The sequence below is a fragment of the Massilia scottii genome, assembly GCF_030846495.1.
GTDB lineage: Bacteria > Pseudomonadota > Gammaproteobacteria > Burkholderiales > Burkholderiaceae_D > Telluria_A > Telluria_A violaceinigra.
Genome location: NZ_JAVCWM010000001.1, coordinates 344,095 through 358,310, shown reverse-complemented (window position 1 = coordinate 358,310; position 14,216 = coordinate 344,095). Strand labels below are relative to the sequence as shown.

Here is a 14,216-nt window from a genome sequence, read left to right as displayed (position 1 = left end):
ATGAAATATCCTTTCGACAAAAAACAGACCATTGTGATGATCGTCGCCCTGCTCATCGGCGTTGTGCTGGCGGTCCTGATCGTGGCGCGCAAGCCCGGCCAGGCGCAGCACGACGACCACGACGAACACGGCGCTCATGCGGACAGCGCCCAGGTCGACCACGGCGGCAAGCCCCACCATGAAGACGCCGTTCCCGCGCGCGGCCCCCACGGCGGCAAACTGTTCGTCAGCCAGGACTACGGCCTGGAGGTCACTATCTTGGACCACAGCACCGGTCCGCAGTTCCGGCTTTATACCTATCAGGATGGCAAACCGCTCGATCCCTCGGCCACCAAGGCCCAGCTGACCCTGGAACGCCTGGGACGCTCGCCGCAAACCATCCGCTTCGCGCGCGAGGAAGATTATCTGCGCGGCGACGCCATCGTCGGCGAGCCGCATTCCTTCAAGGTGGCCGTTGCGGCCCAGTCCGGCGGCAAGACCTACCGTTTCGCCTACGATCAGGTCGAGGCGCGGGTGACGATGTCGGAAACGCAAACGGCGCAGAACGGCATCGACGTCCACACCGCCGGCCCGGCACGCATCAAGAGCGTGCTGAAACTCAATGGCGAGATCCACCTCAACGCCGACCGCACGGTCCACGTGGCCCCGCGCCTGGCCGGGATGGTGGAGTCGGTCAGCGCGAACGCGGGCCAGACGGTGCGCAAGGGCCAGGTGCTGGCCGTGCTGTCGAGCCAGGCCCTGGCGGGCGAACGCAGCGCCTTGCTGGCGGCGCAGCAGCGCCTGGCACTGGCGCGCAGCGTGTTCGAGCGCGAACGCACGCTGTGGCAACAGAAAATCACGGCGGAACAGGATTACCAGCAAGCCCGCGCCGCCCTGCAGGAAGCCGAGATCGCCACGCAGAGCGCGCGCCAGAAGCTCGACGCGCTCGGCGTCGGCGCCGGCAGTCTGAAACAACTGGCGCGCTATGAAGTGCGCGCCCCGATCGATGGCGTGATCACCCAGAAAACCGTGGCCGCCGGCGAATCGGTGAAGGAAGAAGCCAGCCTGTTCGTGGTGGCCGACATGTCGACCGTCTGGGCCGAGCTCTCCGTGAGCGCGCGCGACCTCGAAACCATCCGCCAGGGCCAGAGCGCCACCGTACGCGCGGGCGCCGCCGATACCGTGGCCAGCGGCACCATTTCCTACGTCAGCGCCCTGGTCGGCGAGCAGACGCGCGCCGCCAAGGCCCGCGTGGTCTTGCCCAATTCCAAGGGCGTGTGGCGGCCCGGCCTGCCGGTCACGGTGGATGTAGTTGCCGCCGAGGTCACCGTGCCGGTCGCGGTGCTGGTCGAAGCGGTCCAGAACGTGAACGAATTGCCCTCCGTGTTCGGCCGCTATGGCGACCATTTCGAAGCACGCCCGCTGGTGCTCGGGCGCAGCGATGGCGAGTCGGTCGAGGTCGTCAGCGGCTTGCTGCCCGGCGAAAAATATGCGGCAAAGAACAGCTTCCTGATCAAGGCCGACCTCGGCAAAGCCGGCGCCAGCCACGACCATTAAGGAGCCGCCATGTTCGATACCCTCATTCGCTTTTCCATCGAACGGCGGTCGCTGGTGCTGATGCTGGCCGCTTTCGTGGCCGTGTTCGGCGTCTACAGCTACCGCCAGTTGCCGATCGACGCCGTGCCCGACATCACCAACGTCCAGGTGCAGGTCAACACCGCCCTGCCCGGCTATTCGCCGCTGGAAGCCGAACAGCGCATTACGTTTCCTATCGAAACGGCAATGGCCGGTTTGCCCCATCTGGAACAGACCCGTTCGCTCTCGCGCTACGGCCTGTCGCAGGTGACGGTGATCTTCAAGGATGGCACCGACATCTATTTCGCGCGCCAGCTCGTCAACGAACGCTTGCAGCAAGTGCGTGCCAGCCTGCCCGACGGCGCCTCGCCCGCCATGGGGCCGATGTCGACCGGCCTGGGCGAGATCTATATGTGGACCGTGGAAGCGAAGCCCGGTGCGCTGAAAACCGACGGCACGCCCTACGATTCCACCGACTTGCGCCAGATCCAGGACTGGATCGTCAAGCCGCAGCTGCGCAACGTGCCCGGCGTGACGGAGATCAATACCATCGGCGGTTACGCCAGGGAACTGCACGTGGCGCCGAATCCCGGCCAGATGGTGGCGCACGGCCTGGCGCTGGCCGACATCGTCGAGGCGCTCGAACGCAACAACAGCAATGTCGGCGCCGGCTACATCGAGCGTGGCGGCGAGCAATACCTGGTGCGCGTGCCGGGCCAAGTTGGCTCGGCCGAGGATATCGGCGGCATCATCCTGCGCTCCAGCCAGGGGGTGCCGCTGCACATCCGCGATGTGGCCGAGGTCGGCGTGGGCAAGGAATTGCGCACCGGCGCCGCCTCCGAGAATGGCCAGGAAGTCGTGCTCGGCACCGTATTCATGCTGATCGGCGAAAATAGCCGGGCGGTGTCGGCCGCGGTCGATAAGAAACTGGGCGAGATCAACCGTACCCTGCCGCCGGGCGTCCTGGCCCGTACCGTCTACGACCGCACCGACCTGGTCGACAAGGCGATTGCCACCGTGCGCCAGAACCTGCTCGAAGGCGCGGCGCTGGTCATCATCGTGCTGTTCGTCTTCCTCGGCAATATTCGCGCGGCGCTGATCACGGCGCTGGTGATTCCCCTGGCCATGCTGGCCACCTTCAGCGGCATGGTCGCCAACGGCGTCAGCGCCAACCTGATGAGCCTGGGTGCGCTCGACTTCGGCATCATCATCGATGGCGCCGTGGTCATCGTGGAAAACTGCGTGCGGCGCCTCGCTCACGCCCAGGCCGCCGCCGGCCGCCCGCTCACGCGCGAGGAGCGCCTGCGCGAAGTGTTCGCCGCCGCCGGCGAAGCGCGCCGCCCCCTGCTGTTCGGCCAGCTCATCATCATGGTGGTGTACCTGCCGATCTTTGCCCTCACCGGGGTCGAGGGCAAGATGTTCCATCCGATGGCGTTCACGGTCGTGGCCGCGCTGGTGGCGGCGATGGTGCTGTCGGTCACGTTCATCCCGGCCGCCGTGGCGCTGATGATCGGCAACAAGGTCAACGAGCACGATAGCCGGATCATGGGCTGGGCCCGCCGTGCTTACCTTCCGCTGCTGCGCTTGTCGAACGCCAACAAAGGGCCGGTGATCGTGATCGCCGGCGTGGCGATCGCCCTGTCGGCGCTGCTGGCCACGCGCCTGGGCAGCGAATTCGTGCCCAGCCTCAATGAAGGCGACATCACCATGCACGCGCTGCGCATTCCGGGCACGAGTTTGTCGCAGGCGGTCCAGATGCAGCTCGCGCTCGAACGCACCATCAAGCAGTTTCCCGAGGTCGATACGGTGTTTTCCAAGATGGGCACGGCGGAAATCGCCAGCGACCCGATGCCGCCGAGCGTGGCCGATACCTTCATCATGCTCAAACCCCATTCCGAGTGGCCCAAGCCGGCGCGCAGCAGGGAACAGTTCCTCGCCGCACTGGAACAGGCGGTCGCGAAGGTGCCGGGCAATAACTACGAGTTCACCCAGCCGATCCAGATGCGCTTTAACGAGTTGCTGTCGGGCGTACGCAGCGATGTGGCGATCAAGGTGTTCGGGGACGACACCGAGGTCATGGGCCGTAGCGCCGACCAGATTGCCGCCGTGCTGGAAACCATCCCCGGTGCGGCCGACGTCAAGGTCGAGCAGACCACGGGCTTGCCGATGTTGACGATCCGCATCGACCGTGCGCGCACAGCGCGCGTTGGCGTCAATGTTGGCGACGTGCAGCAGACCATCGCCACCGCCATTGGCGGGGCCACTGCCGGTTCGCTGTTCGAGGGCGACCGCCGGGTCGATATCGTGGTGCGGCTGCCGGAAGCGTTGCGCGCCGACCTGGACGCCATCCGGCGCCTGCCGATCCGCGTGGCTGTGCGCGAAGGCAATCAGCCGGCCGCCTACGTGCCGCTGGGCGACGTGGCGCAGCTGGACATGAGCCCCGGGCCGAACCAGGTCAGCCGCGAAAACGGCAAGCGGCTGGTGATCGTCACGGCCAATGTGCGCGGACGCGATATCGGCTCGTTCGTGGCCGACGCCGGGGCGGCCATCGGCCAGCAGGTCAAGATTCCGCCCGGATACTGGATTACCTGGGGCGGGACGTTCGAACAGCTGCAATCGGCCACCAGCCGGCTGCAACTGGTGGTGCCGGCCACGCTGGCGCTGGTGTTCATGCTGCTGTTCGTCATGTTCGGGAATGTGCGCGACGGGCTGCTGGTGTTTACCGGCGTGCCGTTCGCGCTGACGGGGGGCATCGTGGCGCTGTGGATGCGCGGCATTCCGCTGTCGATTTCGGCGGCGGTCGGGTTCATTGCCTTGTCGGGCGTGGCGGTGCTCAACGGGCTGGTGATGATTTCCTTCATCCGAGGCTTGCGCGCGCAAGGCATGCCGCTGGCGCAAGCGGTGGAAAGCGGCGCCATGACGCGCTTGCGGCCGGTCTTGATGACAGCGCTGGTGGCCTCGCTCGGCTTCGTGCCGATGGCGCTGGCGACCGGTACGGGGGCTGAAGTGCAGCGTCCGCTGGCGACCGTGGTGATCGGCGGGGTGTTGTCGTCCACCCTGCTGACCTTGCTGGTGCTGCCGCTGCTGTATCAATGGGCGCACCGGCGCGATCCGTCTCCACCAGCAATGCCGGCGCATATAATAGGTGTTTAATAACGTGGATGCTTAGCCATGATTACCCGGGACCAGATCGAAGAATTGAACGAGCGCCTCGTCCGAGTTGACGAGGATGAGGATGATGAGGACGACGATGACGACTGGTTTGCGCTCAATTTCTCCGAGCCCGATTCGGCGGAAGATATTGCGGCGTTGGAGGGCATTCTTGGATTCGGCATTCCCGACGCATTGAAGGCGCTGTACCAGCAGTGTGGCGCCTTCGGGCACGCGTCATACGGATCGTCCTGGCAGACGATCGAGGTGCGCTCGGCGAGCAGGCTGCTGGAACGGCTGCGTGCGGGCGGCGATGCGGCGCCGGCTATGGGGCTTCTTAATTATATTCATGACTCCTGGGGCGGGCGCACGGAGCTTGAGGTGATCGATCCCGAGCTGGCGAAGATCGTCAATGAGAACTACGTGGTGTTCGGCGAGCGCATCATCAGCGACGACGTTTACGATTACTGGTATTTCGACCGCAACGGCCTGTTCGGATGCCTGCATTTCGACCAGGATGAAGGCGGCCATAACGTATGGAAGCTCGAAACGCTGGGCAATATCGTACCGCCGGAGGATCCGCCACTGTCGCGCCAAGAACGGCGCGCCCAAACGCTTCTCGAGGTCGCCAATTTTTCGGGCGACGAGGATATTTTCCCCGGGAAGGAACTGGACGAGCTCATTACACAGCAGTTCGAGGCATGCGCACAGAGCCTGGCGGACGGCTAACCAGTCGGGCGGGATTTATTAACAGTCCTAACAGTGCCGGGGGCAAATAAGGGCCATAATTGACCAATCAGATACGCCGAAGGCGGAAGGTTCATCATGGATACCCCCCAGATCACGCCGCTTTCGGCACGCAGCACAGGCCTGATTGCTCCCCTCGCGCCAACACACACGCTGGCCATCGAACAGGTCCAGAGCCTGCCGTTGGCGGCGGTCGCCCCCACCACGGTGGACCTGTCGACTTCGGGGCGCTTCCTGTCGCTGGCCTCGTTGTTCCAGAAAAAGATGCTGGACTTGCAAAACGCTGTTGCTGCCGACACGGATGCATCCAAGCAGCTTGCCGACGTGACGGTTGCAGCGGCAGCCGTGGCCAGCATATTCAACGAATTGCAGACCAGCGCGGTCGACAATACCGGCGCGGCGATGGACACGCTGGGCGACCAATCGCTGCAATCGCAATTTTTCCAGCAGTTTGGCGGCACGCCGCAGGATGCCGACGCCAGCCTGGCTGCCATCGGCCTGAGCTTTACGCCAGCGACCAGCACCACCCCCGGCACGCTCAGTATGGACGAGACGGCGCTGCGGGACGCGTTTCGCCAAGACCCGGTCGCCACGTCGGCATTGCTGGAGCGCGCCGCTAACGCTTTCTTCGGCGTGGTCAGCACGCAAGTCCAGGCACAGGCGGCCGGCGTCTCTTTCCTTTCCGACGATAGCGTGATCGGCGCCGCGCCCCCGGTTTTTGTCGCCGCGCAATGAAACCGTGCAGCTTGACGAACGCGCAACCGGGTTCCCGCAGTCGATTGCCCAAGGCGACCTGGGCGAGGGTCGCGACTTTCCGGTGCAGATCGACCTGGTCCCCTCGCCGGAAGCAGAGGCACAGGCCCAAGGCGCGCGCCTGGCCTCGCTGCCGGCAGAACCAGACGCACAAGCGCTCGCCGCCAATGCCACCCTGGTCGAAGCGCTCGCTACGCCAATAGTGGCGCCAGCGCCAACTGCACCTGCAATGCCAACTGCAACGGCAGCGCCAGCCGCAACCGCAGCGCCACCAGTTGCGGCAACGCTGAGTACGGAAGACCGGTTCCAGCCGGTCTCGACCGCTACCACGCCGGCGACGACCACGATCTCCGAACCCGACACCACGGCAAGCAACGCCGTCAGCGTGGCGGAACAGGCTCGCGTTCTGGCGCAACAGTTGCAGGCGGAACGCGAGGCGGCACGCGAGCTCGACGAGAAAATCGCCGGCGCCAGCGACGCAGTACGTGCCGCATTGGCCGAGGACATCGCCAAGCGCGACGCCCTCAGAGTCGACCAGCTCAACGTGGAAAGAAGCATGGAACAGCGTCGCGCGGACCAGCTGGCGCAAGCCGCAGCCGCGCCCGTCGCGCCAGATCAGTTTTCGCGGCCGGCCGCTGCCGTGCGGACGGCCACGACGGCCCGGTCAGCAATCCAGGACCAGAACGCGGACCCGAACATCACACCGCAGCCACCGGCGATCCCGGCGCCTGACCAGGCGCAGCTGGCCGCGCGCGACCCGGCGATTGCCGCCGCCATCGCGGCCTATAACGTCAACACCGGTCCGTTTGCGGCACAAAACGGCAGGCCCGACATTCAGCCGCCCAAGGTCAAGGCGGTAGCGCCGGTTGCCGCTGTCACGAAAGTGGACGCCGCCGGGGCGCTTGGCACGCCTGGCGACGGATCGTCGGCATTACGATAAGGCGCTCCGAATCGCCAGCATGTCGCTCACGCCCGCTTGCGCGCAACCCCCGTCGGAAACATGCTGGCGCCCTCCACCGCCACCGCCGGCGACGTCTTAGCGAGATACCGGGTGGTGGTCGTTCCAAATCCTTCATACAAAACAATTTGCGCGATTGGTATTTAATAGGTATGCTTGAAAGCATAATTGGTACCTATTTGGCATGCATATAGGCGTGCTTCCTCCCCCATACTGATCGGAACAAGCTTGTCACATTTATACCGGCTCGCACCCATTGCCGCCCTGCTGCTTACCGTTGCGGCCGGACCGGCATACGCTCAAGCGCCCACTTCCCCTGCAAAAACGCCGCTGCCTGCGCTGCAATGGCCGATCGCCGACGTCGATCCCGATAACGACGACTTCAGTGATTTGAAGCCTTTTGCCGACGCCATCGGAAATGCGCGCATTGTCGCGCTGGGCGAGCAAACTCACGGCGCGCGCGAAGAGTATCTGTTGAAAACACGCCTGCTCAAATTCCTGCATCAGCGCATGGGCTTTGACGTGTTACTGCTTGAAAGCGGCTTTTACGATATCGGACGGCTGGCAGAGCGCGCGGAACGCGGTGAGAAGCTCGATGCAAGCGCGCCCGGCAATGTTTTCTTCATGTATGCGAAGAGCGCCGAGGGCCGCGGCATGCTGCAGTACCTGGACCGCCAGCGCTCGCTCGGGAAACCCATGCAACTGGGCGGCATCGACAGTCAGCATACCGGTGAGCTTAGCCAGAGAGAACTGATCGGGGACTTGCAATCCTATCTGCGCAAGCAGCAACCCGGCTTGGCCGAGGGGGCCGGCTGGACCGCTTATGCGAAGATCGCCAACGCGCTGTTCGCGATGAAGCGCGAGGCGCCACAGACGTCGGAGCGAGAGACATTTCTGCGCCACGCCAATCTGCTCGAATCGAACTTATGCCAGCAGGACGACGCCGCGTTTAAGGGCCGTACCTGGTGGTGCAAGGTCGTTCGCAGCATCCATGCCCAAGCCACCAGCTACTGGAGTGGCGACCGCGACTACCAGCGTGACAACCAGATGGGCGCGAACGCGATCTGGCTTGCCGATCATCTTTTCGCCGGCAAGAAAGTGGTGATTTGGGGGCACACCGTGCACGTGGCACGGGGGTTTCAGCGCTCGCCAACGAACCTGCAAGCTGGCGAAGTCATGCACCGGCACTGGGGACGCGACTATAAAGTGGCGCAGTTCAGCACCGCTGGCGGTACGATTTTCGAATATGTCTCCGGAAAACCGGCGGCGGTGCCGACACCTGCCGCCCAGAGCCTGGAGCAACGCCTGGCGCAGGAGAGCAAAACCCTCATCGGTTTAACGCCGCTCGCGCCGGTCGACCTGACCCAGTTCAGTTACGAATATCTCACCGGCGCCGCGGGACGGCTCGGCACGCATTGGGATGTACTTTTCTTTATTCCGGCGGTGACGCCGGTCACGATGACGCGCTGACGATGGACAAGAAACTCAGCTTGAGCTACACCACGATTGCATTGCACTGGCTTTGCGCGCTGGCGATGCTGGCCATGCTCGGGGTCGGCCTCTACATGGTGCGCTTTGAAGCGTGGAGCTTCTACCCCTGGCACAAATCAGCCGGCGTCATCCTGTTAGGACTGATGCTCGCGCGCGCCGCCTGGCGCATCCGTCAAGGCTGGCTGCCAGCGCTCGGAGCCGCTTCGCGCATCGAGCAAGGCGTTGCCAAGGCGGTGCACTGGATGCTGATCATCGGCACGCTCGCCATGCCACTGACGGGTATGCTCTTTAGCGGAGCGAGCGGACATGGCTTCGGCATCTTCGGTATCCCGGTCGTGCACGAACAGCACGACCCCGTGCATCCCGGCCAAGTGATTCCGTACAGCGCCGCCTGGGCCGAGGCAGCCCAACTGATGCATGCCTGGCTTGGCTACTTTCTCATCGCAGTCATCACGCTGCACGTCGCCGGGGCGCTGAAACACCATGTTCTCGCCCGCGATGGCACGTTACGCCGGATGGTCGGCGCACATATTCAGTGACGCTGAAGAAGGCATCGCCCGCTGGCCGGTTTGTTATGATGAGCGTTTCTTATTCGAAGGCGCTCTCTGAATGAACTTGCATGGATAGTAAAACGACCGAATCCAACTGTATAAATATCGAGGGCAGTTTTTCCTCGGCCGATCTGCGTCGTTATGCAAAACGTGGTCCTGTCGGGAAGCTGTCGCTGACCACGATTCCTTTGGTGACGGAGCGCATCGCACAAGGATTTCGCTCGTTCGAGTCAGTGGAGCAATTATGGCTATGGGGTGATATCACCCGAACCGCGATGCGCCATGTCGTGTCGATTCCCGGCTTACGCGTCCTCGATGTGCTCGGGATTGTAAAACCCGGCAGGCTGGAAGGGTTTTCGGCGGCGTCCACGCTGGAGGAGTTCAGAGGAAATCACTCTCTGTCCGCAAATGACGTCGTTGAAATTTGCAGGTGTCAGTCCCTGCGCGAACTCGGCGCACAGGGAGCGGAGCTTTCTTCAGAGGCGATAAACGCAATTCTTCAATTGCCGGCCCTCGCATCGCTGGACCTGGAGGCTTCCTGCTTCGACGATACGATGGCCGAGCAACTGAGCGCGTCCACGTCGATTACCTGCCTGAGCGTCGGTGCAACCAACATCTCGCGCGCAGGCCTCGCATCACTGTGCGGCATGAAGCAGCTTCGCCAACTTGATATGTGGGCAACATCCATCCCGGAAGCCGATCTCGTTCTGCTCGCTGAACTGCCCGAGCTCGAATACCTGTCCGTCGGCGGGTACGACCACTTGCCTTCCATGCGTGCCGAAACCTTGTTGCCGCTCCTGTTTGCGATCACGTCGTTGAAACGGCTATGGCTCGATGGCGTGGACCTGACGCCGTCGCAGCGAGACGAGCTGGCCGCCCGGTACACGTACCTGCGCATTACCTGAAATGGCGATGCGCAGGCCGAGGCACTTCCCGGAATTTACCATAAGCAATCGCAACCCCTGCCACGTTTCCCGAAACCTGCTGGGCAGGAACGCGTTTAATCTGCGAGAGTGTTGCGCGCACGATGAAGGCGCATGACGCCAAATTACCACAGCGGTGATATTTATTTCGTTCGCGGTTTGAATGCCAGCACGCATGCCGTTAATGAGAAATAACATTCCTTGCTCTTGATATCATTCTTTGTGCTGGATGAAATAAAACGTGCCGTGGCAAGCAATAAGTTATTACACATTCGCAATTCCATGGATTTTCCAGAAAAATTCCTGTCCTTTCGGCAGGATATGGATCGCGTCTGTATTGACAGATAGGATTCGATTAGCTTTATCAATTTATTAATTACGTCATTTCTCCGCATACTTGTATCGCCATTTGGCACACTTTCCTGGAGATAGTCATGACGTCGTACATGAACAAGCTATTGACCGCATTCACCGTTGCAGCACTGAGTTTGCCTCTATCGGCGGCGGCGGGTACGTACACGCTGACCTCGCCCGGAACGGACCAATATGCGTGGGTCAACGCCGGAAAATTCGAAATCGGCCGTTTTTCCCTGCAATCGGATGTCGGTGACATCATCGGCCTCAACACGTCAGTGACACTGAGGGACCAGGGATGGGGAAACCAGGATCTGACCAATGGCGTCTATGTAGGGCTGTTTGCCGGAGATACGGCCCTGTACACGCTGCATGTGGCCGGCGCCAACCACGATTGGAAGACGGATAATTACTCCCTGATCTCGAACGCCGGGCACTTCGCCGGCATCAATGCCGCTCTCGACAGCGCCCAGTGGAACGCTGGCGTCACCGTGCGCATGTACACCGACGCCTGGGACTACCCGGGATGGGCGCTCCACACCCGCAATGTCAGCCTTGATATGACCTCGGGCGTATTGCCCGCAGTTCCGGAGCCGTCGAGCTATGGAATGATGTTGGGCGGCCTGACCTTGCTGGGAGTAGTCGCCTGGCGCCGCCAGGGACGAACGATGTCCCGATGCTGAAACGCTATTGCATTCGGCGTATCGTGGCGTAGTTCGCCTGCCCTGGTACTCCAGCATTGCCAGGTTGATTCGACCTGGCGTAAGCAATTCGGCGCTCTGAATGAAGCGACTGCCGAGAATGCTTGTCAGTTGCTTCCTGTCACCGTGCTCGAACCGGTGGCAGCAACAGTGTCTGGCGCCCGCGTTCCAGGAAGGCTTGCCTCGCTATGCGGGATTGATACCGGCCAACAATTCCACTAATAGCTTGGGATTGGCGGGCTTGACGAAGTAGTAATCGAAGCCGGCCGCGATGGCGCTCTCCTTGTCATACTCCTGGCCATATCCTGTGACGGCGATGAGCGTCGCATGGGCCGATTGGGAACTCGCGCGCAGGCGCCGCGCCAGTTCGTTGCCGTCCATGTCGGGCAGCCCGATGTCGAGCAGGAACACGTCGTATTTCTCGGCCGCGGCCTTCTCCAAGGCGTCCGTCGAGCTGTATTGGACGACCACCTCGTGGCCCGAGGTCTCCAGGAACATGGCCAGCAGGTCGGCCGCGTCGACGTTGTCGTCGACCACCAGCATTTTTAGCGGCTTCGGCGACACCAACAGGCTGCCCATGTCCGACAAGGGATCCTGCGGCAGTGCGCGGAGCATCGGCAGCGACACCGTGAACGTCGAGCCACGCCCCAACCCGGCGCTCAGCGCCTCCACCTCGCCGCCGTGCAGGGCGACCAGGCTTTTGACGAGGGCCAGGCCCAGACCGAGGCCACCTTGAGCCCGATCCGACGAGCGCCGCTCCTGCGTGAACAGGTCGAAGACGAACGGCAGCAGCTCCGCATCCATACCCGTGCCGTCATCGTGCACGGACACCTCGATCCGCGCGCCGTCCACCTTGATAGCGACCGAAATCTCGCCCCCGTCGGGCGTGTATTTTGCGGCATTTTGCAGCAGGTTCGTGACGACCTGCACGAGGCGCTTCCGATCGCCCATGACCAGGGCCGATCGCGCGGAGGACGAGAGCGTCAGCTTGTGGCGTTTCGCCTCCACGAACGGCATGACCTGCTCGACCGACTCGTCGACGACTTGCCGCATGTCTACCCGTTCGCTGTCGAGCTTGACCAAGCCGCTGGTCACGCGCGAGACGTCGAGCAGGTCGCTCACCAGGCTCGTCATGTGGTTGGCCTGGCGCGCGATGATTTGGCCCAGGTGCCGGACCTGCGCGCCGTTGTCGGCGACCACGGCGAGCATCTGCGCGGCCGAGACGATCGGGGCGAGCGGATTACGCAGCTCATGGGCCAGCATGGCGAGGAACTCGTCCTTGCGGCGATCTGCGTCCTGCAACCCTTGAAGAACTTTCTTACGGTCGCCAATGTCCCGGTAGAGGACCGCCATGCCGCCGTCGGGCATCGGCAGCAGCCGCAGTTCCAGCCAAACATTTTCCCCGTTCGAAAACGCCACGAGCTCTTCGAATGTTTCAGCGCTGCGCGACCCCATGACCCGCCGATAGCGCGTCTCCACCTCGGTGCCGATGATCTCTGGCCAAACGTCCCAAAGGGAGCGGCCGACGACGACTTGCGCCTCCCTTTGGCCTACCTTCAAGCCGAGGGCGTTTATCTGCTTCATTTGCCAATCGGAGCCGATGATCGCGAAGCCCTCGGTCATGTTCAGAAAGATGTGGCGGCTCTCGTCGCGTTCGGCCTGCAAGGCCGACTGGGCACGGCAGGTGTCCAGGGAGCTCCACACGCGCTCGGCCATCGCCCTGACGAGGTCGACATCCTCCTTTTCCCACGGCGCGGCTGCGAGCCGCGCGAGTGCGAGAAACCGCGCAAGGCATCCGTCGTTTGCAAAGGGAACCGCCATCACTAAGGCTGACTCGTCGGCGCTCAGAAGACCATGGATCGAGCTACCCTGGGATTGAACAAACGGGCCCGCGGCGACAACGAAGGGATGACCTTTGGCCAGCAAGCCCGTCGCGGACGCGCCGAACTCGTCGAGCAATCCGCGTCGAATCTCCCCTGTCGCGGGCGCTTTACCGCCGAAAACGCGTGCCTCGAAAACGCCCAAGCCTTCATCGACTTCGACCAGGGCCACGCTTTGCGCTCCGAACTCGCGCCCGAGCAGACGCGCGGCGACGGCACCGATATCCTCGTCGGATGAAAGTGGACGCAACGCGTCCGCCAGCTCAAGGTGCAGCGCCTGGCGCTTTTCCAACCGCTCCAAAGTGAGAACCTTACCGGCCAACGCCTCCTGCGCCTCGAAGAGCTCGGATACGTCGCTTCCCACGGCGAAAATCCCGTAGACAGCGCCCTGCTCGTCAACGATGGGCTGATAGACGAAATTCAGGTAGCGCGCCTCGACCGAACCGTTCGGCTCGCGTTGCAGTTCGATGCGAAGGCCCCGGCCGACGAAGGGCTTCCCCGTCGCATAGACGTTGTCGAGCAACTCGAAGAAGCCTTGCCCGTCCACTTCGGGAAGCGCCTCGCGCACGGGCTTTCCGAGAGGGTCACGGTGCCCGATCAGCTGGAGGTAGGCGCCATTGGCCATCTCGAACACATGATGCGGACCAAGGAGAACCGCCATGAAACTGGGCGCTTGTTCGAAAAGCTGAAGCAGGTGCTCGGCGGCGAGTCTTGCGACAGGAGCGGCCCGGGAAGCGGACGGAAGATGAAGCATCGGATTTCCAAGATGACTATTGAAAGAATGTAACCCATTTCGGGTTGCAAAGCGTGAAATTACCGGCGAGGGCTTGTAATGGGCATAGGCCAATCGGACGGACGGCTCAATCCAATCAATACTTTTCGCGCTTATCGCCCGATTCTTCCCATTCCCCTGTTCACCCCATTCGCATCGCATTGCCGTCATCAGCCATCCGTGACGCCCCATGCGGATGGCGCCCCAGTTGCTCAATCAGGGCCGCAAGCAGGTCTTTTTTGTTTACCTTTGTTCCACTTCCACCTACGTTCCCACGCCGCCAAAGTGTTGCGCCGCAAGATGAATTTGAGCATGATCGATTGCTCAAATGCCAACGATCTTCCGGTTTTCGGATATCATTGCTGTACTGAAAGGTTTAGCC

10 protein-coding genes are annotated in these 14,216 nt (G+C 62.6%); 9 read left to right on the top strand and 1 reads right to left on the bottom strand.

The window, feature by feature from the left end; all coding sequences use genetic code 11:
- The 9 genes from RBA41_RS01560 to RBA41_RS01520 all read left to right on the top strand — a co-directional run bounded on the left by RBA41_RS01560 (position 1) and on the right by RBA41_RS01520 (position 11,164).
- Positions 1-1,536 carry an efflux RND transporter periplasmic adaptor subunit gene (locus tag RBA41_RS01560; protein ID WP_306620306.1) on the top strand — a complete coding sequence of 512 codons (1,536 nt, stop codon included), beginning with the start codon at positions 1-3 and terminating at the stop codon, positions 1,534-1,536.
- Positions 1,537-1,545: 9 nt separating this feature from the next.
- Positions 1,546-4,707, top strand: coding sequence for an efflux RND transporter permease subunit (locus tag RBA41_RS01555; RefSeq protein WP_306620304.1), 3,162 nt, complete (start codon positions 1,546-1,548; stop codon positions 4,705-4,707).
- Between the two features lie 18 nt (positions 4,708-4,725).
- Positions 4,726-5,433 (top strand): SMI1/KNR4 family protein, encoded by a 708-nt coding sequence (locus RBA41_RS01550; RefSeq protein WP_306620303.1) that lies wholly within the window; start codon positions 4,726-4,728, stop codon positions 5,431-5,433.
- Positions 5,434-5,529: 96 nt separating this feature from the next.
- Positions 5,530-6,186 carry a hypothetical protein gene (locus RBA41_RS01545; RefSeq protein WP_306620301.1) on the top strand — a complete coding sequence of 219 codons (657 nt, stop codon included), beginning with the start codon at positions 5,530-5,532 and terminating at the stop codon, positions 6,184-6,186.
- A gap of 4 nt (positions 6,187-6,190) precedes the next feature.
- On the top strand, positions 6,191-7,144 hold the full coding sequence (locus RBA41_RS01540) for a hypothetical protein (RefSeq protein ID WP_306620299.1): 954 nt from the start codon (positions 6,191-6,193) through the stop codon (positions 7,142-7,144).
- Between the two features lie 246 nt (positions 7,145-7,390).
- On the top strand, positions 7,391-8,632 hold the full coding sequence (locus RBA41_RS01535) for an erythromycin esterase family protein (protein WP_306620297.1): 1,242 nt from the start codon (positions 7,391-7,393) through the stop codon (positions 8,630-8,632).
- A gap of 2 nt (positions 8,633-8,634) precedes the next feature.
- Entirely contained in the window at positions 8,635-9,192 is a 558-nt protein-coding gene (locus tag RBA41_RS01530) for a cytochrome b (RefSeq protein WP_306620295.1), read from the top strand.
- An 80-nt stretch (positions 9,193-9,272) separates the two neighbouring features.
- Positions 9,273-10,109: a leucine-rich repeat domain-containing protein gene (locus tag RBA41_RS01525; protein ID WP_306620293.1), complete on the top strand. Its 837-nt coding sequence runs from the start codon at positions 9,273-9,275 to the stop codon at positions 10,107-10,109.
- Between the two features lie 452 nt (positions 10,110-10,561).
- On the top strand, positions 10,562-11,164 hold the full coding sequence (locus RBA41_RS01520; RefSeq protein WP_306620291.1) for a PEP-CTERM sorting domain-containing protein: 603 nt from the start codon (positions 10,562-10,564) through the stop codon (positions 11,162-11,164).
- Positions 11,165-11,368: 204 nt separating this feature from the next.
- On the opposite strand, the gene RBA41_RS01515 is transcribed toward RBA41_RS01520, so the two are convergent.
- On the bottom strand, positions 11,369-13,816 hold the full coding sequence (locus tag RBA41_RS01515; RefSeq protein WP_306620289.1) for a hybrid sensor histidine kinase/response regulator: 2,448 nt from the start codon (positions 13,814-13,816) through the stop codon (positions 11,369-11,371).
- Between the last annotated feature and the right edge of the window lie 400 nt (positions 13,817-14,216).

What these genes read in the sequence shown, in the direction of transcription:
- RBA41_RS01545 (WP_306620301.1), top strand. Translation starts at nt 5,530, where the DNA reads ATGGATACCCCCCAGATCACGCCGCTTTCGGCACGCAGCACAGGCCTG.
- RBA41_RS01520 (WP_306620291.1), top strand. Translation starts at nt 10,562, where the DNA reads ATGACGTCGTACATGAACAAGCTATTGACCGCATTCACCGTTGCAGCA.
- RBA41_RS01555 (WP_306620304.1), top strand. Translation starts at nt 1,546, where the DNA reads ATGTTCGATACCCTCATTCGCTTTTCCATCGAACGGCGGTCGCTGGTG.
- RBA41_RS01515 (WP_306620289.1), bottom strand. Translation starts at nt 13,816, where the DNA reads ATGCTTCATCTTCCGTCCGCTTCCCGGGCCGCTCCTGTCGCAAGACTC.
- RBA41_RS01560 (WP_306620306.1), top strand. Translation starts at nt 1, where the DNA reads ATGAAATATCCTTTCGACAAAAAACAGACCATTGTGATGATCGTCGCC.
- RBA41_RS01550 (WP_306620303.1), top strand. Translation starts at nt 4,726, where the DNA reads ATGATTACCCGGGACCAGATCGAAGAATTGAACGAGCGCCTCGTCCGA.
- RBA41_RS01530 (WP_306620295.1), top strand. Translation starts at nt 8,635, where the DNA reads ATGGACAAGAAACTCAGCTTGAGCTACACCACGATTGCATTGCACTGG.
- RBA41_RS01525 (WP_306620293.1), top strand. Translation starts at nt 9,273, where the DNA reads ATGGATAGTAAAACGACCGAATCCAACTGTATAAATATCGAGGGCAGT.